At 70.8% G+C, this 25909-nt stretch carries 24 protein-coding genes and 1 riboswitch; of the genes, 14 read left to right on the forward strand and 10 right to left on the reverse strand.

Annotated features, from left to right (window positions below):
• The 10 genes from ACT01A_RS21210 (at nucleotide 1) to ACT01A_RS21255 (ending at nucleotide 11600) form a co-directional block, all read left to right on the forward strand.
• The gene (locus tag ACT01A_RS21210) at nucleotides 1-1452 is read left to right on the forward strand and encodes an MlaD family protein (protein WP_445149090.1); all 1452 of its coding nucleotides are present in this window, start codon (nucleotides 1-3) and stop codon (nucleotides 1450-1452) included.
• A complete protein-coding gene (locus ACT01A_RS21215; protein ID WP_445149091.1) occupies nucleotides 1452-3107 on the forward strand; it encodes an MlaD family protein in 1656 nt (551 codons plus the stop codon). The genes ACT01A_RS21210 and ACT01A_RS21215 overlap by 1 nt, the downstream gene beginning before the upstream one ends.
• On the forward strand, nucleotides 3104-4453 hold the full coding sequence (locus ACT01A_RS21220) for an MlaD family protein (RefSeq protein WP_445149092.1): 1350 nt from the start codon (nucleotides 3104-3106) through the stop codon (nucleotides 4451-4453). The genes ACT01A_RS21215 and ACT01A_RS21220 overlap by 4 nt, the downstream gene beginning before the upstream one ends.
• A gap of 8 nt (nucleotides 4454-4461) precedes the next feature.
• Nucleotides 4462-5979, forward strand: coding sequence for an MlaD family protein (locus ACT01A_RS21225; protein WP_445149093.1), 1518 nt, complete (start codon nucleotides 4462-4464; stop codon nucleotides 5977-5979).
• A gap of 66 nt (nucleotides 5980-6045) precedes the next feature.
• Nucleotides 6046-8763 carry an efflux RND transporter permease subunit gene (locus ACT01A_RS21230; RefSeq protein WP_445149094.1) on the forward strand — a complete coding sequence of 906 codons (2718 nt, stop codon included), beginning with the start codon at nucleotides 6046-6048 and terminating at the stop codon, nucleotides 8761-8763.
• Nucleotides 8760-9479, forward strand: a complete 720-nt coding sequence (locus ACT01A_RS21235) for a TlpA family protein disulfide reductase (RefSeq protein WP_445149095.1) — start codon at nucleotides 8760-8762, stop codon at nucleotides 9477-9479. The genes ACT01A_RS21230 and ACT01A_RS21235 overlap by 4 nt, the downstream gene beginning before the upstream one ends.
• Nucleotides 9476-10126 carry a phenylalanine--tRNA ligase beta subunit-related protein gene (locus tag ACT01A_RS21240; protein ID WP_445149096.1) on the forward strand — a complete coding sequence of 217 codons (651 nt, stop codon included), beginning with the start codon at nucleotides 9476-9478 and terminating at the stop codon, nucleotides 10124-10126. The genes ACT01A_RS21235 and ACT01A_RS21240 overlap by 4 nt, the downstream gene beginning before the upstream one ends.
• A 24-nt stretch (nucleotides 10127-10150) precedes the next feature.
• Nucleotides 10151-10636 (forward strand): hypothetical protein, encoded by a 486-nt coding sequence (locus tag ACT01A_RS21245; protein ID WP_445149097.1) that lies wholly within the window; start codon nucleotides 10151-10153, stop codon nucleotides 10634-10636.
• 32 nt (nucleotides 10637-10668) lie between these two features.
• The gene (locus tag ACT01A_RS21250; RefSeq protein WP_445149098.1) at nucleotides 10669-11163 is read left to right on the forward strand and encodes a hypothetical protein; all 495 of its coding nucleotides are present in this window, start codon (nucleotides 10669-10671) and stop codon (nucleotides 11161-11163) included.
• The gene (locus tag ACT01A_RS21255) at nucleotides 11160-11600 is read left to right on the forward strand and encodes a VOC family protein (RefSeq protein WP_445149099.1); all 441 of its coding nucleotides are present in this window, start codon (nucleotides 11160-11162) and stop codon (nucleotides 11598-11600) included. The genes ACT01A_RS21250 and ACT01A_RS21255 overlap by 4 nt, the downstream gene beginning before the upstream one ends.
• Nucleotides 11601-11675: 75 nt before the next feature.
• On the opposite strand, the gene ACT01A_RS21260 is transcribed toward ACT01A_RS21255, so the two are convergent.
• Entirely contained in the window at nucleotides 11676-11951 is a 276-nt protein-coding gene (locus tag ACT01A_RS21260) for a hypothetical protein (RefSeq protein ID WP_445149100.1), read from the reverse strand.
• 443 nt (nucleotides 11952-12394) lie between these two features.
• Nucleotides 12395-13705: an aminotransferase class I/II-fold pyridoxal phosphate-dependent enzyme gene (locus tag ACT01A_RS21265; RefSeq protein WP_445149101.1), complete on the reverse strand. Its 1311-nt coding sequence runs from the start codon at nucleotides 13703-13705 to the stop codon at nucleotides 12395-12397.
• Nucleotides 13706-13751: 46 nt separating this feature from the next.
• Between ACT01A_RS21265 and ACT01A_RS21270 the strand changes: the two genes are divergently transcribed.
• The 4 genes from ACT01A_RS21270 (at nucleotide 13752) to ACT01A_RS21285 (ending at nucleotide 17422) form a co-directional block, all read left to right on the forward strand.
• Nucleotides 13752-14885, forward strand: a complete 1134-nt coding sequence (locus tag ACT01A_RS21270) for a hypothetical protein (RefSeq protein ID WP_445149102.1) — start codon at nucleotides 13752-13754, stop codon at nucleotides 14883-14885.
• Between the two features lie 59 nt (nucleotides 14886-14944).
• Nucleotides 14945-15622 carry a sterol desaturase family protein gene (locus ACT01A_RS21275; protein WP_445149103.1) on the forward strand — a complete coding sequence of 226 codons (678 nt, stop codon included), beginning with the start codon at nucleotides 14945-14947 and terminating at the stop codon, nucleotides 15620-15622.
• Nucleotides 15623-15682: 60 nt separating this feature from the next.
• Nucleotides 15683-16024: a hypothetical protein gene (locus ACT01A_RS21280; RefSeq protein WP_445149104.1), complete on the forward strand. Its 342-nt coding sequence runs from the start codon at nucleotides 15683-15685 to the stop codon at nucleotides 16022-16024.
• Between the two features lie 477 nt (nucleotides 16025-16501).
• Nucleotides 16502-17422 (forward strand): DNA-3-methyladenine glycosylase family protein, encoded by a 921-nt coding sequence (locus ACT01A_RS21285; RefSeq protein ID WP_445149105.1) that lies wholly within the window; start codon nucleotides 16502-16504, stop codon nucleotides 17420-17422.
• Here ACT01A_RS21285 and ACT01A_RS21290 read toward each other — a convergent pair.
• The 8 genes from ACT01A_RS21290 to ACT01A_RS21325 form a co-directional block, all read right to left on the reverse strand.
• On the reverse strand, nucleotides 17419-18258 hold the full coding sequence (locus ACT01A_RS21290; protein ID WP_445149106.1) for a PhzF family phenazine biosynthesis protein: 840 nt from the start codon (nucleotides 18256-18258) through the stop codon (nucleotides 17419-17421). The genes ACT01A_RS21285 and ACT01A_RS21290 overlap by 4 nt on opposite strands.
• 10 nt (nucleotides 18259-18268) lie before the next feature.
• Nucleotides 18269-19297, reverse strand: coding sequence for an ABC transporter substrate-binding protein (locus ACT01A_RS21295; protein ID WP_445149107.1), 1029 nt, complete (start codon nucleotides 19295-19297; stop codon nucleotides 18269-18271).
• Nucleotides 19294-20013: an ABC transporter permease gene (locus ACT01A_RS21300; protein WP_445149108.1), complete on the reverse strand. Its 720-nt coding sequence runs from the start codon at nucleotides 20011-20013 to the stop codon at nucleotides 19294-19296. The genes ACT01A_RS21295 and ACT01A_RS21300 overlap by 4 nt, the downstream gene beginning before the upstream one ends.
• Nucleotides 20014-20024: 11 nt before the next feature.
• Complete coding sequence (locus ACT01A_RS21305) at nucleotides 20025-20786, reverse strand: ABC transporter ATP-binding protein (RefSeq protein WP_445149109.1); 762 nt, start codon at nucleotides 20784-20786, stop codon at nucleotides 20025-20027.
• Nucleotides 20773-20887, reverse strand: a riboswitch (TPP riboswitch). (Overlaps the previous gene by 14 nt.)
• 35 nt (nucleotides 20888-20922) lie before the next feature.
• Nucleotides 20923-21666 (reverse strand): LamG domain-containing protein, encoded by a 744-nt coding sequence (locus ACT01A_RS21310; protein WP_445149110.1) that lies wholly within the window; start codon nucleotides 21664-21666, stop codon nucleotides 20923-20925.
• 103 nt (nucleotides 21667-21769) lie between these two features.
• Nucleotides 21770-23524, reverse strand: coding sequence for a gamma-glutamyltransferase (ggt, locus tag ACT01A_RS21315; protein ID WP_445149111.1), 1755 nt, complete (start codon nucleotides 23522-23524; stop codon nucleotides 21770-21772).
• A gap of 43 nt (nucleotides 23525-23567) precedes the next feature.
• Entirely contained in the window at nucleotides 23568-24953 is a 1386-nt protein-coding gene (locus ACT01A_RS21320; protein WP_445149112.1) for a VWA domain-containing protein, read from the reverse strand.
• Between the two features lie 19 nt (nucleotides 24954-24972).
• The gene (locus tag ACT01A_RS21325) at nucleotides 24973-25875 is read right to left on the reverse strand and encodes an AAA family ATPase (protein WP_445149113.1); all 903 of its coding nucleotides are present in this window, start codon (nucleotides 25873-25875) and stop codon (nucleotides 24973-24975) included.
• Between the last annotated feature and the right edge of the window lie 34 nt (nucleotides 25876-25909).

The raw sequence follows: 25909 nt of genomic DNA on the forward strand, positions 1-25909 counted from the left end.
ATGCGGCGCGGATCGTCTTCCATCGCGGCCAACCCCGTCCTGATCGGCGCGGCGACGACGCTCGTCGTGCTCGTCGCCGTCTTCCTGGCCTACAACGCCAACAACGGCCTGCCGTTCGTCCCGACCTACTCGGTCACCGCCGAGGTCCCGAGCGCCGCCAACCTGGTCCGCGGCAACGAGGTCCGGATCGGCGGCACGCGGATCGGCGTCGTCGAGAAGATCACGCCCAAGCGGCTGGACAACGGCAAGGTCATCGCCGAGCTGCACATGAAGCTCGAGACGACGGTCAAGCCGCTGCCCAAGGACTCCACGATCCTGATCCGCCCGCGCTCCGCGCTGGGTCTGAAGTACGTGGAGGTCACCAAGGGCAAGGCGCCGGACGGCTGGGACGAGGGCGCGACGATCCCGCTCAAGCAGGCCACGCCCGAGCCGGTCGAGTTCGACGAGTTCCTGAGCACGTTCGACGAGAAGACGCGCAAGGGCGCCCAGCAGCAGATCAACGGCTTCGGCACCGCGCTCGCCGGCCGCGGCCAGGACCTCAACCGCGCGATCATCGCGCTGAACCCGCTGCTGGCCAACCTCGGGCCCGCGATGGCCAACCTCGCTGACGACCGCACGCAGCTCGCCCGCTTCTCCGAGGCGCTCGGCCGCACGTCGGCGATCGTCGCGCCGGTCGCCGAGCAGCAGGCGTCGCTGTTCGCCAACCTCGACACGACCTTCGACGCGTTCGCGTCGATCGCGCGGCCCTACCTGCAGGACGCGATCAGCGGCGGCCCGCCCGCGTTGCAGACCGCGATCGAGGAGCTGCCCAAGCAGCGCGCGTTCCTGGCCAACTCCGAGGGCTTCTTCCACGACCTGCGCCCGGGCGTCAAGGCGCTGTCGGGTGCGGCGGGCGACCTGGCCGACGCGTTCACCGTCGGCGAGCCCGCGCTGCGCGAGTCGGTCACGCTGAACAAGCGCTTGAAGCCGGTCTTCGCGTCGCTGGAGCGCTTCGCCGACGATCCGCTGGTCACGCTCGGCGTCGACGACCTCACGCAGACCGCGAAGATCGCCAACCCGCTGTTCGCGTCGATCACGCCGTCCCAGACCGTCTGTAACTACTGGACGCTGCTGTTCCGCAACGCGGCCTCGCTGCTGAGCGAGGGCGACACGAACGGCACCGGCCAGCGGTTCATGATCGTCGCCACGCCGCAGGGCCCCAACAACGAGGGCAGCCCCTCCTCGGCACCGGCCAACGGCGGCGGCACGAGCGCGACGACCGGCGCGGCGACCCGCGACAACTACCTGCACTCCAACCCGTACCCGAACACCGCGGCGCCCGGCCAGACGCAGGAGTGCGAGGCGGGCAACGAGACCTACGACCCGGCCAAGCAGGTCATCGGCAACGACCCGGGCAACCAGGGCAAGACCACGCAGGCCACGACCACCTCGAGCGACACGCCGAGCAACTGATGAGCAGCAAGAGCGACAAGCGCAAGCGCGTCCTGCGCAAGGACCGGACCGGGGTCAACCCGGTCACGGTCGGCCTCGCCGTGCTCGTCCTGGCGGCGATCGTCGTCTACGCCGGCTTCTCCAAGCACGTGCCGTTCACGCACGGCTTCCGCGTCAAGGCGGTCTTCGTCAACGCCAACAACGTGCGCCCTAACTCGCCGGTGCGCATCGCGGGCGTGAACATCGGCAAGGTCACCTCGGTCAAGGCCTACAAGGGCGGCGACGGCAACATGTCGCTCGTCACGATGGAGATCAACAAGGCCGGCCTGCCGATCCACAAGGACGCGACGCTGAAGGTCCGGCCGCGCATCTTCCTGGAGGGCAACGAGTTCGTCGACCTCCAGCCGGGCACGCCGAGCGCGCCGACGATCGACGACGGCGACACGATCCCCTCGACGCAGACCGCCGCGCCGGTCCAGTTCGACCAGGTCCTGAGCGCGCTTCAGAGCGACACGCGCGACGACCTCAAGCAGCTGCTGGAGGGCTACGGCACCGCGCTGACCTACGAGCCGACCGCCGCCGACGACAAGAACCAGGACCCCGCCGTCCACGGCGAGACCGCGGCCAAGTCGCTCAACGACTCGATCGACGACGCGCCCGGCGCGTTGAAGAACGCCTCGATCGTCAACCACGCGCTCCTGGGCCTCGAGGATCACGACCTCTCCGGGCTGGTCGACAACACCGCCACGGTCGCCAAGGCGCTGTCCAACAACGAGGCCTCGCTCCAGGGCTTCGTCTCCAACTTCAACACGACGCTCGGCGCGCTCGCCTCCGAGCAGTCCAACCTGCGGCAGTCGATCGCGCTGCTCGGGCCGACGCTCAAGCACGCCGACAGCGCGCTGACGCACCTCAACGCGTCGTTGCCCAACACGCGTGCGTTCGCCAAGGAGATTCTGCCGGGCGTCAAGGAGACGCCGGCAACGATCGACGCGGCCAAGCCGTGGATCGTCCAGGCGACCAAGTTGGTGTCCGACTCGGAGCTGGGCGGGCTGACCAAGGAGCTCAAGCCCGCGACGGTCGACCTCGCCAAGCTCGTGGACGGCACGCTCAGCGCGCTGCCGCAGGCCGACCTGGTCGCGCAGTGCGTGACGCACACGATCCTGCCGACCGGCGACGTCAAGATCCAGGACGGCCAGTTCACGTCCAACGTCGAGAACTACAAGGAGTTCTGGTACTCCATGGTCGGCCTGGCCGGCGAGTCCCAGAACTTCGACGGCAACGGCCACTACGTGCGCTTCGCGACCGGCGGCGGCTCGCAGTCGATCTCGACCGGCAAGTACGGCGGCGCCAACGGCGCCAAGTTGTACTCCAACGTCAACCAGGCGCCGATCGGCACGCGGCCCGCCTACCCGGGCAAGCGCTCGCCGTACAACCACACGGCCAACTGCAAGGACCAGAAGCTGCCCGACCTCAACGGCGCCAAGACCGGGCCCGCGGACGGCAGCCCCCAGGCGCAGGCGGGCGTGATCTCCACCGACGCGATCAAGACGCCGGGCACCACGACGTCGACCGCGTCGAGCGCTTCGGTCCCGACGACGCGCAAGGCCTCCAAGGACGACCTGGCCGCGCAGCTGATCGACCGGCTCAACCCCTTCCGGAAGGGGAGCGGCAAGTGAGGTCGGCGATCGTCAAGCACCGCTGGGACTTCATCGCGATGGTCGGGATCTTCCTGGTCGCGCTGGTCGTCGGCGGCTACATCCTCGGCCACCAGCGCTTCTACCTGCCCAAGTGGGTCCCGGCCGTCGGCACCGACTTCGTCAGCTACAAGGCGGAGTTCGCCACCGCCCAGTCGGTGACGCCGGGCCAGGGCCAGACCGTGAACGTCGCGGGCGTGCCGGTCGGCGAGCTCTCCAAGGTCGAGCTCAAGAACGGGCGCGCGATCATCACGCTGAAGATCCGCCGCAAGTACGCGCACGTCTACAAGGACGCGACCGCGCTACTGCGCCCGAAGACCGGCCTCAACGACATGGTCGTGGAGCTGACGCCGGGCTCGAGCAAGGCGGGGGAGATCGACCCCAAGAAGGGCTACATCCCGATCACCCAGACGCTCCCGAACGTCAACACCGATGAGTTCCTGGCGGCGCTGGACGGCGACACGCGGTCCTACCTGCAGCTCTTGGTCGCGGGCGGCGGCGAGGGGCTGGGCGGCAACGGCAAGGAGCTGTCGGCGACGTTCCGCCGCTTCGAGCCGACCAACCGCGACATCCTGAAGATCACCAAGGCGCTTTCGACCCGCCGCGAGAACATCAGCCGCTCGATCCACAACTTCAAGGAGCTGACCGGCGCGATCGGCACCAAGGACAAGCAGCTGTCCTCGCTGATCGACGCGTCCAATGCGGTCTTCTCCTCGTTCGCCAAGCAGGACGCCAAGCTGCGCGAGACGCTGCAGCTCCTGCCCAACGCGCTGAAGACCACCGACAAGGCTGTGGTGAAGGCCGACGCGCTGGGCAAGACGCTCGGGCCGACGCTCGGCAAGCTGCGCCCCGGCGCACGCGCGCTCGGGCCGTCGCTGAAGCAGTCGCGCCCGTTCTTCGAGCAGACCACGCCGGTGATCGAGAAGCAGCTGCGCCCGTTCGCGCGCGACGCGCTGCCGACGGTCAAGGTGCTGCGCCCGGCTGCCCGCGACCTCGCGGCGCTGACGCCCGACTTCACCTCGGCGCTCAAGACGGCCAACTACCTGCTGAACACGTTGACCTACAACCCGCCCGGCGACGACGAGGGCTACATGTTCTGGGTCTCGTGGCTGAACCACATCGGCCCGACGGTCTTCAGCACGCAGGACGCCCACGGCCCGATCCGCCGCGGCGCGCTGTTCTTCAGCTGCGGCGCGCTCGGCCTGCTCGACCAGCTCAAGACGGCCAACCCGCAGCTCGGCACGATCATCGGCCTCGTCAACGCCCCGTCGCGCGCCGCCGCGTGCGCGACGTCGGCGCAGGCCCCGAACACGAACGCGACGGGGTGATCGGCTAGATGCAACGGCAGATCCCCAGCATCGGCAAGATCCTCGTGATGGTCGGCTTCGCGCTGTCCTGCTTCGGCCTGCTGCTGTTCCTCTGGCTGGCCTTCGGCGGCGCGACGCCGTTCAAGCCCAAGGGCTACCAGTTCAAGGTGTCCTTCGGCGAGGCGACGCAGCTCGCCCACGAGGCCGACGTCCGCATCTCCGGCGTGCCCGTCGGCAAGGTCAAGGCCATCGTCACCGACAAGCGCACCGGCCTCTCAGACGCGACGATCCAGCTCGACCCCGACTACGCGCCGCTGCCGTCGGACGCCAAGGCGATCCTGCGTCAGAAGACGCTGCTGGGCGAGACCTACGTCGAGCTGACGCCGGGCTCGTCGAGCGCCAAGCCGATCGCCGACAACGGGCGCCTGCCGACCGCGAGCGTCGCCGACACCGTCGAGCTCGACGAGATCCTGCGCACGTTCGATCCCGAGACCCGCAAGGCGTTCGGGACCTGGGTGCAGACGCAGGCCCAGGCGCTGGACGGTCGCGGCCAGGCGCTCAACGACGCGCTGGGCAACCTTGCGCCGTTCGCCGAGGACACGACCAAGATCCTCGAGATCCTCAACCGCCAGAAGGCCGGCGTGCGCCAGCTCGTGCGCAACACCGGCGAGGTCTTCGACGCGCTCAGCGAGCGCGACGGCCAGCTGGCGGGCGTCATCACCAACTCGAACCGCGTCTTCGCGACGACCGCGGCGCGCGACGCCGACCTGCAAGCCGCGTTCAAGGCGCTGCCGACGTTCGAGAAGGAGTCGCAGACGACGCTCAAGCGCCTGTCGCAGTTCTCGGCGAAGGCCAACCCGGTCGTCACCGACCTGCGCCCGGCGGCCAAGGAGCTGTCGCCGACGCTCGAGGAGCTCTCGGCGCTGGCGCCCGACCTCAAGCACCTGTTCGAGTCGATCGACCCGCTGGTCAAGGCGTCCAAGAAGGGCCTGCCGGCGACCACGGAGTTCCTCGACCAGCTGCATCCGCTGCTGGCGAACTTCGACGCGCCGCTCAAGCAGCTCAACCCGGTCCTCGACGGCGCCGGCCTGTACAAGAACGAGATCAACGCGTTCTTTGCCAACGCCACCGCCGCGACCCAGGGGACGCAGCCGATGCAGGCCACCGGCGAGCCCGCGCACTACCTGCGCACCTCCAACCCGCTCAACCCCGAGGTCCTCGCGCAGTATCCGAACCGGCTGACGACCAACCGCACCAACGCGTATCCGTTCCCGGGCGACGGCACGAACCTCAAGGACGGCCTGTTCTCGTTCGAGACGCGCCAGTGCACGGGCCAGAACCTGACGCCGACCCTCGGGCCGGCCGTCGAGGGCGTGCTCAGCGAGACCCTGCGCCAGGGCATCCTCAAGTACGCGCTCAACAACGGCAACGTCACCGCGCCGCCGTGCCGCCAGCAGAACCGCTTCGACCTCGGCGGCACGTTGACCCGCTTCCCGCAGGTCACGGCGAACGTCAAGGGCCTGCAGCCGGGCCTGCCGCAGCCGTAGGCGTAGCCGGTCCCACCCACCCACCTGGCGCGGACGCCCGCGTCTCCCGGTAGCCTCAGGGCACTGATGGGTCGGCTGCCGCGCATCCTGGGCGCCGCCATGGGCACGGCCGCCCGCCGTCCGGTGGTGGTCGGCCTCCTGGTGACGGCGCTCGCGCTGGCGGGCGCCGCGCTGGCGCTGCGCCTCACGCCGACGACGGCGACGAAGACGCTCGTCGGGACGTCGAGCGCGTCGTGGCAGGCGACCGAGCGCGACCACGAGCTGTTCGGCGAGGACGCGGTCTACGTGCTCGTCAAGGGGCCGGTGTCGAAGGTCGTGCTGACGACCGACCTCAGCCAGCTCGTCGGGTTGGAGGGCTGTCTGGGCGGCAACGTCCCGAAGGACGCGACGCCGCCGGGCGGCTGGAGCGGGCCGTGCGGTCAGATCGCCAAGGCCAAGCCGTCGATGGTCGTCTTCGGGCCGGGCACGTTCCTCAACGAGTCGGCGCGGCAGATCGCCGAGCAGTTCACCACGCAGCTGGCGTCTTTCCAGGCCGAGGGCAAGAAGGCCTACGACGCGGCCTACAAGTTGGCGCGAGGTAAGAACTACACGGTCGTCAAGGCCAAGGCGGTGGCCAAGCAGGCCCAGGATCTCGCCAGCGCGCAGGCGGCGAGCGACGCGATCCAGCTCGCGCTGAAGTACGGCATCACCTCGGCGCCGAACATCAACGACCCCGGGTTCATCGCCTCGATCGTCTTCGCCGGCGGCAAGGCGGCCGGCACGCCGAAGGCGCGCTTCGCCTACCTGTGGCCGAACAAGGACTCGTCCTTGATCCAGGTCCGGCTCAAGCCGGGGCTGGACGACCAGCAGCGCAAGGACGCGATCGCGAACATCCGCGCCGCGACCGAGATGAAGGACTTCAAGCTCGCCAACGGCGGGACCTACACGGTCACGGGCGCGCCGGTCGTGCTGTCGGATCTGACGACCAACGTGACCGACGCGATCGTCACGCTGCTGATCGCGTCGGTGTTGGTGATGGCCTTGGTCCTGGCGCTCGTCTTCCCGGCGCGGCGGCGGCTGCTGCCGCTGGTCGTCGCGCTGGCGGCGGTGGCGATCACGTTCGGGGCGCTGTCGCTGATCGGCGCGTCGCTGACGATGGCGTCGGTCGGCGTCGTGCCGGTACTTATAGGCCTGGCCGTGGACTACGCGATCCAGCTCCAGGCGCGGATCGAGGAGCGCGCGGGGTGGGGCGCGTCGCGGGCGGAGGTCGTCCGGTCGGCCGCCTACGTGGCGCGCCGCGGAGCGCCGTCGGTGGCGATCGCGGCGCTGGCGACGGCGGCCGGGTTCTTGGTGCTGGGCCTCTCGCCGGTGCCGATGGTGCGCGGCTTCGGGTGGCTGCTGGTCGCGGGCATCTTCGTGGGGTTCGCGACGGCGACGACGCTGGGCGTCGCGGCGCTGGTGGCGACGGCGGGCAGGGCTGGCGACGGCGCCTGGAAGCGTCGCGTGCCCGCCCCGGTCGCCGAGGCGGGCGCGATGATCGGCTCCGCCGGGCGCGGCGCCGGCGAGCTGCTGCGCGAGAACCCGGCGACGCGGGCGCTGCTGCGCGGCGGGCGCGCGGTGCGCGGGCGCGCGCTGAGCGCGGCGGCGCACCGGCCGGGCCGGGTGCTGGCGATCGGGTTGGCTATTGCCTTGGTCGGCTGGGGCCTGGACACCCAGACCAAGGTCGAGTCCGACGTCACCAAGCTCGTCCCGCAGGACCTGCCCGCGCTGCGCAACCTGACGGCGCTGCAGGAGTCGACCGGCGTCGGCGGGCAGATCGACGTCGTCGTGCACAGCGACCAGCAGATCGCGACGCCCACGACGCTGAACTGGATGGCCGCCTACCAGGAGCGGCTGCTGAAGACCTTCGGCTACACCGAGAAGCGCGGCTGCGGGAAGGCCGAGCTGTGCCCGGCGTTCTCGCTGCCCGACCTGTTCGGCGGCGAGAACGGCGACGGCAAGGTCGGCTCGCAGACGCAGGTCGACGCGCTGTTGTCGGTCGTGCCGGCCTACTTCTCCCAGAGCGTCATCACCAAGGACCGCAAGACGGCCACGCTGGCCTTCGGCATCAGGTTGATGTCCTTGGAGCGCCAGAAGCAGGTCATCGACACGATGCGCCGCGAGCTGCATCCGCCCAAGGGCGTGCAGGCAGACCTCGCCGGCCTGCCGGTGCTGGCCGCCGACGCCAACGCGTCGGTGTCCTCGACGGGGCGGCGGATGCTGTTGTTGGTGTTGGGGTTGCTCGCGGTCGCGGTTGTCTTGTTGGTGGCCTTCCGCTCCTGGCGCCGCGCGCTGACGCCGCTGGTGCCTATCGCCCTGGCGACCGGCTGGTCGGCGCTCGTGCTGTTTGCGATCCGCGTGCCGTTGAACCCCATGTCGGTCACGCTCGGCGCGTTGGTGATCGCGATCTCGACGGAGTTCAGCGTGTTGTTGGCCGAGCGCTACCGCAGCGAGCGCGCCGAGGGCCTGGACCCCGCGGCCGCCTTGGAGAAGACCTACAAGTCGACCGGTGCCGCGGTGCTGGCCTCCGGCGTGACGGCGATCGCCGGCTTCGCCGTGCTGACGCTGAGCGACATCCGCATGCTGCGCGACTTCGGCGCGGTGACCGTCGTCGACCTCACGGTCTCGCTGCTCGGCGTGCTGCTCGTCTTGCCCTCCGCCCTGGTCCTCGGGGAGCGCCTCAAGCGCTCCGACCTGCGCGTGCCGCGCCCGTCCCTGCCGCGCCGCCGTCGCCGGCGTCGCGCCGCCGCCAAGCCGGTCGCATGACCGAGCGCGGCCCGCTGGACTTCGACGACGGCGCGCCGGGCGAGGACGAGGAGCCCCCGCGCGCCGCCGCGCCGCCGCCGCGACGGCGCTCCCCGATGGCCATCGCGCCCGCCCGGTCCTACGTCTGGGTCGTCGGCATCGCGGCGCTGGTGCTCGTCGTCGTGCTCTTCGCGTCCACGATCCGCAACGGCACCGACCGCGGCGCGCGCGGGATCCCGGACGGCGAGGCGATGCCGCCGTTCGCGGTGCCGACCGCGACCGGGAAGCTCGACGGCGACGCCAACCTCGCCACCCAGGCCGACGAGGGACAGGCGGGGCGCGTCCCCGCGTGCGAGGTGCGTGGGCCCGACGTGCTCAACGGCTGCACGCTGCAAGACGCCGGCCCGGTGGTGCTCGCGTTCTTCACGGTGCGCAACAAGGAGTGCATCGAGCAGGTCGACGTCCTGGACCAGGCGCGGGCGCAGCTTCCGGGCGTGCAGCTGGCGGCGATCGCGATCCGCGGCGACCGCGGCGATCTGCGCAAGCTCGTGGCCGACCACGGCTGGAAGATCCCGATCGGCTACGACCGCGACGGCGCGCTGTCCAACGCCTACCACGTGCAGGTCTGCCCGCAGATCACGTTCGCGCGGCCGGGCGGGCGCGTCGCGGCGACGACGTTCGGGACGCTGCCTAAGGACGACCTCGTCGCGCGGGCGCGGGAGCTCGGCGGGACGTGAGCGCCGACGACCCGCACGAGGGCACGGTCGACGCGGCGCTGCGCGAGGAGCTGCCCGGCCTGCGCCTCCGCTGGGTCGTCGCGCCGCTGGAAGGCGGCCACCGCACGCCGAAGGGCCTGGCACGCCGCCTGGGGGACGTCAGCACCCGCTTTCGCGGCGCCAACGCGATCCAGCTGCGCACGCGCCCGGTCCCGCGCGCCTACCGCGTGTTCTACCGCCAGGTCGGCCTCGATCCGGACGTCGACCGCACGCCGGTCGAGCAGCTCGCGCTGGAGCGCCTGATCCGCGGCGAGCTGCACACGGGCGACCGCGTCACCGATGCGACCGTGCTCGCGCTGTTCGAGACCGGCGTGCCGATCGTCGCCTTCGACGAGGCGCTGCTGGACGGCGACGTCGTCCTGCGCCCGGCGCGGCCGGGGGAGACGCTGCCGACGGATGGCGGCTTTGCCCACGACGTCCCGTCCGGCCGCCTCGTGCTCGCTGACGGGCGCGGCCCGGTCGCGATCCTCTTCGGCCGCCGCTCGGTCGCCCATGAGCCCGGACGCGCCACGTCGGTGGTCCGGCTGGTCGCAATTGCCGTGCCCGGCGTGCCAGAAGCCCACGTGGACGAAGGGTTGTGGCTGGCGGCCGAGGGCCTCGGGCGCTAACCTCGAACCGGAGAGAGGAGCTTCGTGGTCGTTCTCGCCGACAGCCCCCGCCTTGCCACGCCGCTCGTCGCGCCCGTCGACGAGCGCGCTGCCCGTCGCTCGCTGCGCGCTCAGATCGCACGGCTGGAGCGCGAGCTGGGCGAAGCCGTCTTTGCCGCGTTCCCGCATCTGACCGACGCGGACGTGCACTCCGGCGCTCACAGCTTCGGCCCGCGCCTGCTGGGCCTCGGTGACCTGGAGCGCGTACGCGACGAGTTGGCCGAGCGCGTGCACCGCGCCCGCGTCGTCGTCGCTCATCGCGCGGATCTCGAGGCCGACAGCCGCGCGCTCCTGGAGGAGATGCTCCGGGACCCGCAGCGCTACCGCCACACCCGCATCCCGCTGGCCGACCTCGGCGAGCGCGGCTGCGGCGTCTACTCCGTCCAGCCGCGCCTGGGCATCGTCGGGCGCTGCATGGGCTGGTGGCAGGTCAAGCTCTCCTCCGGGTGTCCAAGACCCGCGCCGGCGTGAGGCCGGCACTCGCTCAATAGCATTCGGTCGCGATGGGTCGCCGCAGCCGCAAGCGCGTCAGCCACGAGATCGCGCCGCCGCCGCCCCCGGAGGCGCCGCGTTCGGTCATGCCGCCGCCGGCTCCGCCGCGGACCGCGACCTACACGTCGCGCCGCGAGGACGCCCCGCCCGCGCCATGGGCGCCGTTCCCGCTGACCGAGCTGTGCATCCTGCTGTCCATCATCTTGCTCGGCGGCGGCTTCCTGTTCGCGTCCGGCGACCGGCGCGCGGTGATGATCGGCGGCGGCTTCGTCCTGGTCACGCTGTCGGCCGGTGAGCTGTCGTTCCGCGAGCACTTCGCCGGCTACCGCTCGCACACGTCGCTGCTGGCCGGGCTGACCGCGGTGGTCGTCGCGATCCCGCCCTACGTCGCCGGTGTCGACCAGGGCGTGATCCTGCCGTTCGCGCTGGTCATGGGCGCCATCGCCTTCGTCGTCCTGCGTCGCGCGTTCGTGCGTCGGAGCGGCGGCGTAGGGTTCCGCACGTGAGCGACCTTCCTCCGTCCGGCGCTGAGCCGCCTCAGCAGCGCATGCAGCTGCGTGGGCTGCACCACGTCACCGCGATCGTGGCCGACCTCGACCGCACGACCGCGTTCTACCGCGACGTGCTCGGCCTCGCGCTGACCGCCCAGGAGGACAACCCCGACGATCCCGGCTCGCGGCACTTCTGGTTCGGCGACGCCTACGGGACGCCCGGGACGCTCGTCTCGTTCATGGAGTACCCGCAGATGGAGGAGGCGCGCGACGGGCGCGGCGGCGTCCACCACTTCGCGTTCAGCGTCGGCTCCTCCGACGAGCAGGAGGCCTGGCGCGATTACCTGCGAGCGCGCGGCGTGCCGTGCAGCGAGGTGTTCGAGCGCGGGCGCTTCAAGTCCATTTACTTCCGCGATCCCGACGGGCACCTCTTGGAGATCGCGACGGCCTAGGCCGTCGCGGAGTGGCCGCGACGCGACGGGGAGCCCACCCGAGGGGCGCCCCGCCGCGCGCTGCGCATCAACCTTCTAGGCCGGAAGACCCTCCAGCAGGCCGGCAAGGGCGTTTCGCTGGCGCTCGGTCATCGACCCCACGGTCTTGTTCTCGGACATGGGGACCGACTGCAGGAGCTTGCGACAGCGTGTGCTGCCCCAACGGCGCTGGCTGGTCAGGAGATCGGAGACCGTCATGGAGGCGGCCTCCCAAGGGCACTCGAGGATGACGTGCGCGGCGCTGATCTCCCCCTCTGCCACCTGGCGCTTGAGCTCGGCGCGCGCGAGGCGCACCTCGTTCGCTCGAGCCAAAGCGCGCAAGTGTTGCGGCGCAGGGGCGATCGTCGCTGCTGCGTTCATCTGTCCTCCCTGCCGTGCTCACCTCAGCGTGAGACGGCACTCGTGTGTTGTGCGTGACGAAGCATCCGGGCAGCGACAGCCACGAGGTCGACCACGTGTACCGGGACGACGAGCGGGCGACTCCTCAATCGAATCCCGCTCCTCGGTCCGGGACATCCACTCCCCGGGGTCCGCCGCGAATGCGCTTCGAACGTATGCCAGGGCGGCACGTTCGATCAAGGTGTGAACGAGCGCAACATTCGCTCAGAGCGCCTTTTTTCTTCCGTCTAGAACGCCTGTTTGTCCGCCGGCTGCCGACCACTCGAGGGGGCGTCACGGAGCGCCTCCGACGTGCTACGGAGACTTGCTGAAATCGGCCTGAGCAGTTTTGCTGAGACGGTCTCAGCGGGCGGGTTCTAATCCGTAGGCGCGCGGCGACGGCCGTGCTCGCCCGGACCGGGCAGCGGGCCGTGCTCGGCCTCGAAGGCGGCCTTGACGGTCGAGAAGGCGGCTAAGGCCTCGTCGAGCGTTGCGCGGTCGTGCGTGGCCATCACCGACGTGCGCAGCAGCGACTGCCCGGGCGGCACCGCCGGGTGCAGCGCGGTGTTCACGAACACGCCCGCCTCGTAGAGGCCCTTCCACATCAACCCGGTCTGCCAGTCGTCGCCGATCAACACGGGGATGATGGGCGTGACGATGTCCTGGCCATAGGCGTGGCCGGCTGGGAGCTGCTGCGGCTCGACGACCGCGAAGCCTCGCTCCTCCAGGCCATCACGCCAGTAGCGCGCGTTGTCCTGGACGGCCTTCAGCAGCGGCGGGCCGTCGGCGCTGCGCACGACGCGCAGGGCGGCCAGGGCGGCGCCGGTAGCGGCCGGGACGGCGCTGGCGGTGAACAGGAAGGTGCGCGACTGGATGCGCAGGAACTCGATGACGTCGGCCTTGCCCGCCACGAAGCCGCCGCACGACGCCAGCGACTTCGAGAACGTGCCCATGCGCAGGTCGACGCGGTCCTCGACGCCGAACAGCTCGCTGGCGCCTGCACCGCGGTCGCCCAGTACGCCGGCGCCGTGGGCCTCGTCGACCATCAGGCGCGCGCCGTAGGCCTCGCAGAGGTCGCAGATCTCCGGCAGCGGGGCGAGGTCGCCCTCCATCGAGAAGACGCCGTCGACGACGACCAGGACGCCGCCGCCGTCGCCGGCCGCGCGCTCCAGCATCCGCTCGAGCTTGTCGAGCTTGTTATGGCGGAACGGGCGCAGCTTGGCCTTAGACAGCAGGCAGCCGTCCAGGATCGAGGCGTGGTCGCCCGAGTCGACGATGACCGTGTCGCCGGGCGCGAGGATCGTCCCGAGCGTGCCGACGTTGGCCTGGTTGCCGGTCGTGAAGACGATCGCGTCCTCGGTGCCCATCCACTCGGCGATCTCGCGCTCCAGCGTCAGGTGCGCCGCGGTCGTGCCGTTGAGCAGTCGTGAGCCGGTCATGCCGGTGCCGTACTGCTCCAGCGCCTCGCGGGCGCCGTCGATCACGCGCTGGTCTTCGGTCAGCCCGAGGTAGTTGTTGCCCCCGAGCATGATCCGGGAGCGGCCCTCCATCTCGACCACGGGCCGCGCCGGGGACTCCATCACCCGGAAGTAGGGCACCATGTCGACCTCGCGGGCGGCACGGAGGATCTCCAGCCGCTCGTGGGTCCGAGCCTTCTCAAAGACGTCGACCTGCGCTCTTGCCGTCACGTCAAGAGCGTACCGGTGCCTTTGGTCGCTAGGGTCGGAGCCGCTTATGTCGGTCACCGTGCGTCCCGCCCGCTCCCACCGCGACATCGGGGCCTTCATCGAGCTCCCGTTCCGGCTGCACGCAGGCACGCCGTGGGTCCCGCCGTTGCGGATCGAACGCCGGCTGTTCCTGTCGCGCCGGCCTCGGATCGGCACCTATGCGTCGCGCGTCGACTTCGAGCTGTTCCTGGCCGAGCGCGACGGGCGTGTGGTGGGGCGGATCAGCGCGCACGTCGACCAGGCCTACAACGCCCACCACGGCGAGCTGCGCGGGTGGTTCGGGTTCTTTGAGTGCGAGGACGACTCCGAGGCGGCGGCCGCGCTGGTCGCTCGCGCCGAGGACTGGCTGCGCACGCGCGGGATGACGCTGATGAGCGGGCCCGCCGACTTCACGATGAACGACGAGTCGGGCATCGTCATCGAGGGCCACGACCTGCCGCCGATGGTCCGCCAGCCGTGGCACCCGCCGTACTACCAGCGGCTGCTGGAGGGCGCGGACGTCGCGCTGGAGAAGGAGGTCGACCTCTTCATGTGGGAGCTCGACATCTCCGACCGCGAGCAGATGCTGGAGATCCTGCCGGAGCTCGCGCAGGACGCCCGCGAGAAGCACGGCGTGACGATCCGCCGGATGACGCGCAAGCGCCTGCGCGAGGACATGGACGTCTTCGGCGAGATCTACAACCGCGCATGGCGGCGCAACTTCGGCTTCGTCCCCTATGACAAGGCCGACCTGGACCAGTACGCGCTGGAGATCCAGTTGGTGTTCAACTCGACGTGGATGATGGTCGCCGAGGTCGGCGACGAGCCGATCGCGATCGCGCTGACGTTCCCGGACATCAACCAGGTGCTGCGCAAGATGAACGGGCGGATCTTCCCGTTCGGCTGGTGGCACTACCTGCGCCGCAACAAGATCATCGACAAGGTCCGCGTCGGGTTCTTGGGGGTCAAGCCCAAGTTCCAGCACACGGGCGCGGCGGCCGCGTTGTACGTCGAGCACTTCGACACCTCGGCGGTGCACCCGTTGATCAAGAGCGGCGAGATGGGCTGGATCTTGGAGACCAACCGGGGGATGAACCGCGGCATGGAGGCCATGCACGGGCGGATCGTCAAGAAGTACCGGGTCTACAAGCGGGACTTGTAGCGCGCCGGATTCCGGTTGCGTGCGCAATCACGTTGCGCTGCATTGATAAGGTAGGCCTAATGGCACGGTCCGACGATCTCAAGGCTTCGCCGCCGATGTTCGAGAGCCCGCTGCTGGACCGCTTCACGCGAGTCCACCCGTCGGTGCCGCCGATCATCTTCGTCCCGATCATCCTGCTCATGCTCGTCACGGGCTTTGGCCGGATGAGCACCCTGCAGGCCGTGCTGCTGCTGGCCGCGGGCTACGTCTTCTGGACGCTGTTTGAGTACTGGCTGCACCGCGTCGTCTTTCACTTCGAGCCCTACAACTCGGCCGTGGGGATGCGCCTGCACTGGATGATCCACGGGGTTCACCACGACCACCCGAACGACCCGCTGCGGCTCGTGATGCCGCCGTCGGTGTCGCTGCCGCTCGGCGCGCTGGTGCTGTCGGTCTTCTGGCTGCTGCTCGGCTACGACGCGGCGCTGGTCTTCGGCGGCGGGTTCCTGGCCGGGTACTTGGCCTACGACATGCTCCACTACCACGTCCACCACCACAAGCCGCGGACGGCGCTGGGGCACAAGCTGCGCGAGCTGCACATGCGCCACCACTTCCAGGACGACGAGACGGGCTTCGGGATCAGCGCGCCGTACTGGGACAACGTCTTCGGGACGTCGACCGCGCAGACCGGCAACCGCGCGGTGGCCCAGCAGCAGCAGCGCGGCGGCGCGGGCTCGCACGACCGCGCGGCGACCTGATCGGGCGCCCGTTGTCCGCGGCGGTCGCGTCCCGCCTGTCGATGCGGCATCCTTGAGGCCGTGACGGATCCCTCCACCGAGCACGCGACCACCGAACCCGACGACGTCGAGGTGGTCGACGCGCTGCCGGTGCCCGAGGCGCACGAGCTGCCGCCGGCCCCCACGCCGGCTCCTGCCGAGCCTTCTCGCGGCGGCCTCGTCGTCGCCGCACCCGTCGCGGTCCAGGCTGCCGCCGTCGCAGTCACCGGCTTCGCCGCCGGCGCCGCCACCGTCGCCGTCGTCCGCAAGGCCCGCGCCCGCAAGCAGGTCCGCGCCCGCCGCTCCGGGAAGGACAAGGCGCGCGGGGACATCCGGGCGACGCGTTCGTTCCTGGTGGACATCCACCTGCTGGGCCGGGACTAGCGCTCGCTGGCGGCGGGGTTCCGGCGCGGGGTGTGGCGCTGGGCGTGGTGAGTGAGATCGGCGATGCGTGATGTGGGGTCGGTGGACGGGATCACCGAGAGCGCGGTGAGGGGTTGATGGCGTGGAGACCGTCTGGGCCGCGCTCGGGCGTTGGTCTTGGGTTCGGGGTTGCGTCCGTGGGGCGTCTTGCCGGGCTCGGGCCCGAAGTGTCGATCCGGGCCGAGTTGGCCGCCACTGTGCCCGCCAACTCGACCCGCACTGTTACTGCGGCCCCGTATGCTCTCCCGAGCCCGGACACGCCACCCGAGGACGACCCCAAGCGGTGGCCACGCCCAGGGCTCTCTCCCTTCGGTGCCCTTGCCCACCACAAGGAGCGCCGTCCTCAATGCCTGCACTGAGGCGCGACGGCGCACGCGGCCCCTCTCGCACGCGCCGCCCTCCGCGCATCCGCCCGACGGCGTACCCTCCGGCCCGCGCATGATCGAGGTTCGCCGTGAGATCCATCCTGTCTGGCCGTTCCGGTTGCCCGGTGCGGGTGGGATGGATGGGATCGCGTCGGTGCGCGGTGGGGTGTGGGAGCGGTTGGTGCACGTCGAAGGCGTGCCGGTGGTGGTCCGGGCGGGGCAGCCGTCCTCTGACCTGGTGGTGATCGGCGCGCGGGGTGGCGCGGTGGACGTCTGCGAGGAGGCGATCGCGCAGGTGCGCGTCGCGTTCGGGGTGGACGAGACGCTGCGGGAGTTCTACGACCGGTTCCGCGATGACCCGTGGATCGGGCCGTCGGTGCGGTTGCGGCCGCATCTGCGGCCGGTGCGGCGCGTGGAGCCGTTCGAGGCGCTGGCGTGGGCGATCTGTGAGCAGCTGATCGAGTACGAGCGCGCGGCGGAGATCGAGCGCGCGATCGTGTGGCGCATGGGGCGGCGGGCGCCGTCGTGGGACGGGTCGCGGACGTTGCGCGACCTGCCCTCCGCGGCGACGCTGGCGGGCTGCGCGCCCGCGGAGCTCCAGGCGCTGGGGTTGGCGGGATCACGGGCCTTGGCGTTGGTGAAGGCTTCGCGGGAGGTGGCCGCGGGCCGCTGCGCGCTGCGGTGCGCCGCCGGCGATGAGGAGGCCGGCTGGGCGCGGCTGCGGCGGATCTCCGGGATCGGCTCCTGGACGATCGCGGTGCTCGCGCTGCACGGCCAGGGGCGCCTGGACGCGTTGCCCGCCGGCGACCTGGCCTACATGAAGCTGATCGGCCGTGCGGCCGCCGGCGGTCGCCCTTCGGCGCGGGCGACCGAGGAGGAGGTCCTCGAAGCCTTCGCGCCCTACACGGGGTGGATGGGGCTGGCCGGCCTGCACGCGCTGGGCGTCAAGGCCACGGGCGGCGGCGCCGCCACGCGCTTCGCCGCGGCGGCCTAGGCGGCGGTGCCGCGGGCGCGCGTCGCGCGGCCGCCGACGCGTGTGGCGGTGATCGCGCCGTCGGCGCGAATCGCCTCGGCCTCGATCCGCGACGGGCGGCCCAGCGCCCGGCCCTGGAGGATCGTGAACGCGTGGCGGCCGTCGGTCGCGGCGAGGTCCGCGAGATGAGCGGCCAGCGCGCAGGCGGCGACGCCGGTCGCGGGGTCCTCGTCGTAACCCGCGCGCAAGGGGAACTGGCGGGCGGCCGCGTCGCCGGCACCGTCGCCGTCGAGCAAGGCGTAGGGGTAGAAGCCGGTCACGTCGAGCGCCTCGCAGGCGGCCCACAGCGCCTCGACGTCGGGCCTCAGCGCGTCGAGCGTCTGCTCGTCGGCGACCGGCACCATCAGCTTGGCGCGCGACGTCGACGCTGCGCGCACGCGGCCTGCCGGCTCCACGCCGCCCAGCGCGGCGACGACCGGCGCGAGGTCGTCCACCCACGGCCCGAACGCCGGCGGGAACTGCTCGACGATCGCGCGGTCGCCGTCCACGCGGACCTCCCGCACGCCGAGCGGCGTCTGCACGCGGGTCACCCCGTCCCGCCCGCGCAGCACGGTCGCCGCGACCGTCGCGTGCACGCACATCTCCATCTCGTGGTTGGGGACGAAGTAGCGGTAGCGGACGTCGGCGGCGTCCGGGTCGTCGGGCGCCAGCACGAAGCACGTCTCGTGGCCAAAGCCCGCCGCGGCGGCCTGCATCAGGTCGGTCGTCCAGTCGTCGGCGTCCAGGACCACCGGGCACGGGTTCCCGCCGCTGGGCCCGTCGGCGAAGGCCACCATGTGGACGACCTCGGACGCCATCGCCTGCCCTCTAGATCCCCCGGCCGGGCAGGAACTCGTTGGTCAGCGACGTCGGCGTCGGCAGCGTGGTCACGAGCTTGTTGTCCACCATCCACTGCCCGTAGATCTTCCACTCGTCAGCGTTCATGTAGCCGAACGGGAAGTTGGTGTCCTCGGGGAAGAAGACCGGGAGCGTCGCCTTGACCGCCGCGAGCTGAAGGCCGCGGTCGAGGCTGGAGTCGGCCTTGACGAGCGCGTCGGCACCGACCGCCGGGTCGGCCTTGACCGCCTTGGCGCCGCGCGAGACCGCCTGCATAAAGCGGCGCATGACGGCGCCGTAGCCCTTCTCGCGTAGCCGGTCCATGTTGGCGACGAAGACCAGCTCCTGGTAGGTCGGGACGCCGACCTGGTCCATCTTGATGATCGTGGGGTCCTTGTGCTGGCGCTGGAGCTGGACGCCCTCGACGTTCCAGAACGCGCCGAGCGTGGCGTCGACCTTCTTGGACAACATGCTCGGCACGAGGTTGAACCCCACGTTGATCTCGGAGATCGAGGAGGCGTCGACGCCGTTGGCCTGCGCGATCGTCTTCAGGTAGGCCGTCTGGTACGGGATGCCCGCGGTCCCGACCTTGGCGTTCTTGAGGTCCTTGACGCTCTTGAAGTCCTTGTCGAGCGACATGATGGACGTGAGCGGCTTCTGCACCAGGGCGCCGATCGCGGCCACGCGCGCGCCCTTGTCGCGGGCGAGCAGCAGCTCGGGCTCATAGGAGATCGCGACGTCGGCCTGGCCGGACTGCACGAGCTTCAGCGGCGCGGCCGGATCGGAGGGGACGCGGATCCGGACGTCGAGGCCGGCGGCCTTGAACGCGCCGATCGCCTGCGCGGCGTAGATCGGCGCGTGGTCGGCGTTGGGGAGGTAGTCGAGGACGAGGTCGATGCGCGCCGAGCTGCCCGTCGTGGTCGTGACGTCCTTCTTGGACCCGCAGGCGGAGAGCGCGAGCGCGGCGAGGAGGAGCACGACGACGGCGAGGCGGGCGGGGGCGGTGCGGCGGCGGATCACGTGTCGGGGTCCTTTGGTCGGTGGGCCCACGGCGCCAGGCGGCGCTCGGCGAGGGCGAGAAGAGCGAAGCAGAAGACGGCGAGGGCGGCGAGGACGGCGACCGCGGCCCAGGCGCGCGCGGTCTCCAGCTGCGGGATCGACTGCAGCAGGAGGTGGCCGAGGCCGTCCTCGGAGCCGGCGTACTCGGCGAACACGGCGGCGATGCCGCCGACGGCGACCGCGATCTTGGCGCCGCTCAGCGCGGCGGGCAGCGCGGTCGGCAGCTCGACCCAGCGCAGCGTCTGGCCCGGCGTCGCGTTGAGCGTGCGCATCAGCTTGTGCTGCTCGGGGTCGACGGCGCGCAGGCCGTCGAGCGTCGTGACGACGATCGGGAAGAAGCAGACGAGCGCGACGATCACGAGCTTGGGCAGCAGGCCGTAGCCGAACCAGGCGGCCAGGAGCGGCGCGATCGTGACGATCGGGATCGCCTGGGTGCCTACGAGCAGGGGGTAGAGGGCTTTGCGGGCCGCGGCGAAGCGATGCAGCAGCAGCGCGAGCGCGGCGCCGGCGATCAACGCCAGCAGCAGCCCGAGCAGCATCTCCTGCGCCGTGACGAGCAAGTTGTCGAACAACAGTCCGCGGTCATGCCACAGCGACGACGCGACCTGGTCCGGCGCGGGCAGGATGAAGTCATCGACCGGGCCCAGGCGCGCGTAGAGCTCCCACGCGCCGAGCAAGATGATGATGATCAGCGCGGCGAGGATCGCAGCGCCTCCATGGCCTCGGCGCGGACGGCGACGACGGCCGGATCGGTCGGGACGCGCGGTCGGGGAAGCGGCGGGCCGGCGATCGTCGCGACGACGTGGCCCGGACGGGGAGAGAGCACGACGACGCGGTCGGCGAGCAGCGCGGCCTCCTCGACGTCGTGGGTGACCAGGAGCGTCGTGCGCGGCTCTTGCTGGAGGGTCTCCGCCAGCCACGCCTGCGCGTCCGCGCGCGTGATCGCGTCCAGCGCGCCGAACGGCTCGTCGAGGCACAGGATCGGCGCGCCGGCCAGCAGCGTGCGCGCGACCGCGACACGCTGGCGCATGCCGCCGGAGAGCTGCCACGTGCGGGCGCGCTCGAAGCCGTCCAGGCCGAGGCGAGTGAGGAGGGCGTGCGCGCGGGTGCGGGCCTCGTCCTTGTCGACGCCCGCCAGGCGCAGCGGCAGCGCCGCGTTGTCGCGTGCATCGAGCCACGGCAGCAGCAGGTCTCGCTGGGGCATAAGCACCGCGCGGCCGGCGCGCACCGACCCGGCGTCGGGCGTTTGCAGCCCGCACACCAGCTCCAGCAGCGTCGACTTCCCGGAGCCTGACGCGCCCACGACCGCGACGACTTCACCCGCAGCGACCGCCAGCGAGACGCCGTCCAGCGCCACGACCGCACCGAACCGGCGGGTCACGCCTTCCAGCCGCACCTCGCTTGTCGCGTCGCCCAGCTCCACCTCCGGAGCCTCGAGCCTCGTCGCCATCGCTCCCTCCGCGGGCATTACCCCGACCAGGTTCGAAGGGTCAGCGCCGGCCTCCTGGGCGCTATCTCAGCCCGCGTCCGCGAGCCCCCCTGTAGTTGTAGCTGCCGAGGCTATCGGAGCGCGGCGCCGGACGAGGTCATCCAGTCATGCCGAGATCAGTCATGTCCCCGGCGCTGATCGCCTCGTTGAACAGCCACAGGTCGTCGATGAACCCGTCAAACTTCTCCGACGAGAAGTAGGTGTCGCCGCCCACGAAGAGGTGGTCTGCCGCGACGTTTACCTTTCCAGTCGCGAGCGAGGACGTTTGCGTATCGGCGAGCGCTCCATCGAAGTAGAGCGACGCCTGGTTGCCGTCGACGATCAGCCCGACGTGGTGCCACGCTCCGTTGGAGAGCGTGTTGCGAGGCGTGTCGTAGAGGTCGAGCGTCTCCAAAGTCGCCCCGTCGCGCATCCTGATGTAGGCGTGAACGGTGCCGCTGTCGTTCGTCGTCCCGTAGATCGCCCAGCTGTACGTGCCATACGTGTCGTCGTCCACGAAGACAAGCGGCTGCCAGCTGAAGCCCCAACCCGTGCTGCGCGCCCAGACGGACACGCTGAAGTCGCCGTCGGAGGCGGAAGTGAACCCCGAGCTACGCCCCTCCGTGTAGTCGTTATCCCCGTCGAGCGCGAGCGAATGGCAGGGTCCTTCCTCTGCCGAGCAGAACGAACGATTACCTGCATGGTTGCTGGCGCCGTCGTGCAGAGTCAGCGTGCCAGTTCCGTATCCGGAGAGCGTAGTAGTGGAAGTTGCGCCACCGAACTGGAAGTTCACGTTCGATGCGGTGGCGGCGGCCGGCAAGACGAGCGCGGCGAGGCTCGCGGCGGCGGCGAGAAGAGGCATACGCATAGAAGGTTCGCTCCGTGAAAGGTGAGAGTGAGTAGTTCTTACCGTAAGCGGAGCGGCCCGGCACGCGCCAGAGCCGAGTGGCTGTGGATGGCGCTGGCTACTTCGGCGGCGCGGACGTAGGCACCGCGAGCGAGCCGCGGTCCGAGCGGGAGTCGGAGACGGCGGTGGCGAGGCCGGAGGGGCCGGGGGCGAGGCCGGCAAGTTGCATGCGCGGGACGGGGCCGTACTCGCCGGACTTGGAGAGCGTGTAGCCGGTGGTGGTGAGGGCGTTCAGGACGTCGGGAGAGAAGCGGGTGTCCTCGATGGTGAGCTTGTTGGTGCCCTGGTCATCGAAGCGCTCGGCGTCGACGGCTTGAGGGAGGGTCATGCCGAAGTCGATGGTGTCGATGACGGCGAGGGTCGGGCCCATGATGATGGTGGAGCCGCCGGCGGCGCCGGCGACCAACACGGGGGCCTTGCCCTGGACCACGATGGTGGGGTTGATGCTCGAACGCGGGCGCTTGCCGGGCACGGGCTGGTTGGCGGTGCCCGGGCCGGAGAAGTCGGTCAGCTCGTTGTTCAACAAGAACCCGGTCCCGGGCGCGATCACCGTGGAGCCGAACTCCTGCTCGATCGTGCACGTGACGGCCACCGCGCCGCCCTTGGCGTCGATCACGCTGACGTGGGTCGTGGACCCGTGCTCGTTGAAGTCCTCGCCCGCGCGGCGCGCCACGGCCGCGCCAGACGGGAAGACGCCCGGCGCGTAGGTCTTCGCGCGCGTCAGGTCGATCTCCGCCCGGCGCTGGGCGGCGTAGTCCTTGGAGACCAACTGGGCGATCGGCTGCGCCACGAAGGCCGGGTCGGCGAGGTAGGCGCCGCGGTCGGCCCAGGCGATCTTCTGGGCCTCGCTGATCGCCGTCACCGCCTGCGCGCTGCCCGCGCCCATGGCCTTCAGGTCGAAGCCCTCCAAGATGTTCAACATCTCGATCATCGTCTGGCCGCCGCTGGTGGCCGGCGGCGCGGCGTAGACGTCGCGCCCGCGGTAGGTCGTGTGCAGCGCGGTGCGCCAGAGCGGCTTGTAGGCCGCGAAGTCCTTGACGGTGAGCAACCCGGCGTCCTTGGTCTCCGGCCGCGGCGCGCGCATGTCGCGCACGATCGCGCGCGCCAGCTCGCCGCCGTAGAGCGCGCTGATGCCCTTGTCCTGGATCAACCGCAAGGACTTGGCCAGGTCCGGCTGCACGAGCAGGTCGCCCGGCGCGTACGGCGCCCCGTTCTTGAGGTACTGCGCCGCCGTCGCCGGGAACAAGGCGATGTCCTTGGCGCGCCGCGCCATCGCACCGCTCAGCGACGTCGGCACCCGGAAGCCGTCGTTGGCGATCTTGGCCGCGGGCGCGAGCGCGTCGCGCAGCGAGAGCGTCCCGAAGCGGTCCAGCGCGGACGCCATCCCCGCCAGCGTCCCCGGCACGCCGACCGTCAAGTGCCCCGTGAACGTCTTGTGCAGCCCCGGCCCAGCGAAGGTATCGGCCTTGATCGCCGCCGGTGCCGTCTCGCGGAAGTCCAGCGCGCGCACCTTGCCATCAGGCGACCGGTACACCATGAACCCGCCGCCGCCGATCCCGCACGACTGCGGTCGCGCGACGCCCAGGGCAAAGACCGTCGCCACCGCGGCGTCGATCGCGTTGCCGCCGCGTGCGAGCACCGCGCGCCCGACGCGCGCCGCCGCCGGCGACTCGGTGGCGACGACGCCCGCGGTGCCGCTGACGCCCTCGTGGTAGCGCGTTCCCTGGACGGCGGAGGCGACAGAGCCGGGCAGGAAGCAGGCGACGGCGAGGGCCGCCACCAGGACGAGGCGCGAAGGCGCACGGCGGAGCATGGCTCCCCGATACCCAACCCGGCCCGAGCCGGAACCGCGGCGGTCAGTGCCGGATCGGCTGCGTCAACGCCTTCACGAAGTCCTCGAGCTGCTGGGTCGTCCAGCACTCGTAGGCGTCGCAGTACTGCTCGTAGGCGCTGATGACGCTATCCCCGTAGTTCCAGTACAACCGCGGCTCGGGGTTGAGCCAGAAGGTGCGGCCGGCCTTGGCGGAGATCTTGGCGAAGATGTCGGCGCGCGGGTCGCGGCCGTTGGTGCGCGCATCGCCGAGCACGATCACGGTCGCGCGCGGGTGCAGGTCGTCCTCGACCAGCTCGCGGAACTCGGTCCAGACGCGGCCGTAGTCGGTGTAGCCGCTGATGTCGGCGACGCCGGAATCCCGGGCGATCGCCTCGCTCACGGCCTTGAAGTCGCGCTCCTTGGCGAAGATCTCCGAGACCTCGGAGATCCGCTCGATGAACACGAACGAGCGCATCTTGCGAAACGAGTCGTGCAGCGCGTGCAACACGGACAAGAAGAAAACTGAGGCGCTCGTCACGCTCGTCGACACGTCGCACAACACGTAGATCTCGGGGCGCCGTGGCCGCTTGGGCTTCTCCTTGATGACCGCGGGCACGCCGCCGAACTCCAAGGAGGCGCGCATCGTCTTGCGCATGTCGACCGCCGCGTGGCGCCGGTGCCCGCGCTGCTCGTTGCCCTGCGTCTTCAACCGCCGCTTGAGCTGCGCGACCACGCGATGGACCGCGGCCAGGTCCTGCAACGGGCCTGACGGCAGCGCGCGGTCCAGCTCGTTCAAGGGCCGCGCCGGCGACAGCTGCTCGGTCCGCTCGATCTGCGACCGCTCCAGCTCCTGGCGCAGCAGCGCCTCGAAGCGCCGGATCTCGTCGCGCGGCAGCCCGTCGCGCCGCGGGTCCTCCGGCGGCAGGTCGGGCTGCGGGTCGGTGCGCAGCGCCAAAGACCTGCGGATCCGCTGCACGTCGACGCCGATCACACCCGAGCCCTCGCCCTGGCGCCCGAACGCCGCGATCGCCAGCCGCGCGAGGTCGCGCATCAGCGCCTCGTTGCCGTCGCGGACCGCCTCAGCGACCTGGCGGCGCAGCTCGTCCATGTCGAGCGTGCCGGCCTCGTCGGGGGAGATGCCGCCCTGCTCGCGGATGCCCTCCTCGATCGCGGCCAGCTCAGCGGCGCGGAAGAAGAAGCGGTCGAAGACCAGCTCGAAGACGCGGCGGTCGTCCTGGGACTTGGCCAGCGTCGCGGCCAGCGCCTCGCGGAAGTCGACCTGCTCGGTCCACGGCACGTGCTGCAGCGCCGCGAAGGCATCCAAAAGCTCCGACGTTCCGATCGCCACGCCCTCGCCGCGCAGCTCCTCGCCGAACTCGAGCAGGCGCCCGGCCATCCCGGGACGGTCGAGCTTGACCGTCCCGTGCACGCCCGCGCGGCGCGCGTTCCTATGAGGAAGCGCCGGCACTGACTCCCAGCCCGCTGCCGAGCTTGGCCGCGACGCGCTCGGTGACGATGTCCAGGTCGGTGCGGTGCTTGACGATCACCGACATCGTCTCGGTGAACACCTTGGAGTCGATGTCCTGCGCGCCAAGCAGCAGCAGCGCGCGCGCCCAGTCGATCGACTCGGCGATCGACGGCGGCTTCTTGAGGTCGAGGTCGCGGACCTGGGAGATGACCTCGACGAGCTTGCGCCCGACGGCCTCCGGCAGGTCCGGCGTGTGGAGGCGGACGATCTCCAGCTCGTGCTCGAGGTCCGGGTAGTCCATCCACAAGTACAGACAGCGGCGCTTGAGCGCCTCGGTCAGCTCGCGCGTGTTGTTGGAGGTCAACAGCACGATCGGGTGCGACTTGGCCGCGATCGTCCCCAGCTCGGGGATCGTGATCTGGAAGTCCGAGAGGACCTCCAGCAGCATGGCCTCGAACTCCTGATCGGTCTTGTCGATCTCGTCGATCAACAGGACGACCGGCTCCGGAGAGGCGATCGCGGTCATCAGCGGGCGCTCCAGCAGGAACTCCTCGCCGAAGATGTCGTCCTGGACGTCGTCCCAGCCCGTGCCTTGGCGTTCGGCCTGGATCCGCAGCAGCTGCTTGCGGTAGTTCCACTCGTAGAGGGCCTTGGCCTCGTCGAGCCCCTCGTAGCACTGCAGGCGCACCAGCTCGCGGCCCAGGTACTTCGCGAGGGCCTTGGCGAGCTCGGTCTTGCCGACGCCCGCGGGACCCTCGACGAGGATCGGCTTGCCGAGCTTGGCCGACAGGTAGGAGACCAGCGCCGTGGACTCGGCGGGCAGGTAGCCCGTGGCGCGCAGGCCCGCGTGGACGTCTGTGACAGAGGAGGGCTCGACCGACATGGGCATGGGAGTCTACGAAGCCCGCGATCTGCGA

This window comes from Baekduia sp. Peel2402 (genome assembly GCF_052567285.1).

What these genes read in the sequence shown, in the direction of transcription:
- ACT01A_RS21210 (WP_445149090.1), top strand. Translation starts at nt 1, where the DNA reads ATGCGGCGCGGATCGTCTTCCATCGCGGCCAACCCCGTCCTGATCGGC.
- ACT01A_RS21215 (WP_445149091.1), top strand. Translation starts at nt 1,452, where the DNA reads ATGAGCAGCAAGAGCGACAAGCGCAAGCGCGTCCTGCGCAAGGACCGG.
- ACT01A_RS21225 (WP_445149093.1), top strand. Translation starts at nt 4,462, where the DNA reads ATGCAACGGCAGATCCCCAGCATCGGCAAGATCCTCGTGATGGTCGGC.
- ACT01A_RS21230 (WP_445149094.1), top strand. Translation starts at nt 6,046, where the DNA reads ATGGGTCGGCTGCCGCGCATCCTGGGCGCCGCCATGGGCACGGCCGCC.
- ACT01A_RS21235 (WP_445149095.1), top strand. Translation starts at nt 8,760, where the DNA reads ATGACCGAGCGCGGCCCGCTGGACTTCGACGACGGCGCGCCGGGCGAG.
- ACT01A_RS21250 (WP_445149098.1), top strand. Translation starts at nt 10,669, where the DNA reads ATGGGTCGCCGCAGCCGCAAGCGCGTCAGCCACGAGATCGCGCCGCCG.
- ACT01A_RS21270 (WP_445149102.1), top strand. Translation starts at nt 13,752, where the DNA reads ATGTCGGTCACCGTGCGTCCCGCCCGCTCCCACCGCGACATCGGGGCC.
- ACT01A_RS21275 (WP_445149103.1), top strand. Translation starts at nt 14,945, where the DNA reads ATGGCACGGTCCGACGATCTCAAGGCTTCGCCGCCGATGTTCGAGAGC.
- ACT01A_RS21285 (WP_445149105.1), top strand. Translation starts at nt 16,502, where the DNA reads ATGATCGAGGTTCGCCGTGAGATCCATCCTGTCTGGCCGTTCCGGTTG.
- ACT01A_RS21290 (WP_445149106.1), bottom strand. Translation starts at nt 18,258, where the DNA reads ATGGCGTCCGAGGTCGTCCACATGGTGGCCTTCGCCGACGGGCCCAGC.
- ACT01A_RS21305 (WP_445149109.1), bottom strand. Translation starts at nt 20,786, where the DNA reads ATGGCGACGAGGCTCGAGGCTCCGGAGGTGGAGCTGGGCGACGCGACA.
- ACT01A_RS21310 (WP_445149110.1), bottom strand. Translation starts at nt 21,666, where the DNA reads ATGCCTCTTCTCGCCGCCGCCGCGAGCCTCGCCGCGCTCGTCTTGCCG.
- ggt (WP_445149111.1), bottom strand. Translation starts at nt 23,524, where the DNA reads ATGCTCCGCCGTGCGCCTTCGCGCCTCGTCCTGGTGGCGGCCCTCGCC.
- ACT01A_RS21325 (WP_445149113.1), bottom strand. Translation starts at nt 25,875, where the DNA reads ATGTCGGTCGAGCCCTCCTCTGTCACAGACGTCCACGCGGGCCTGCGC.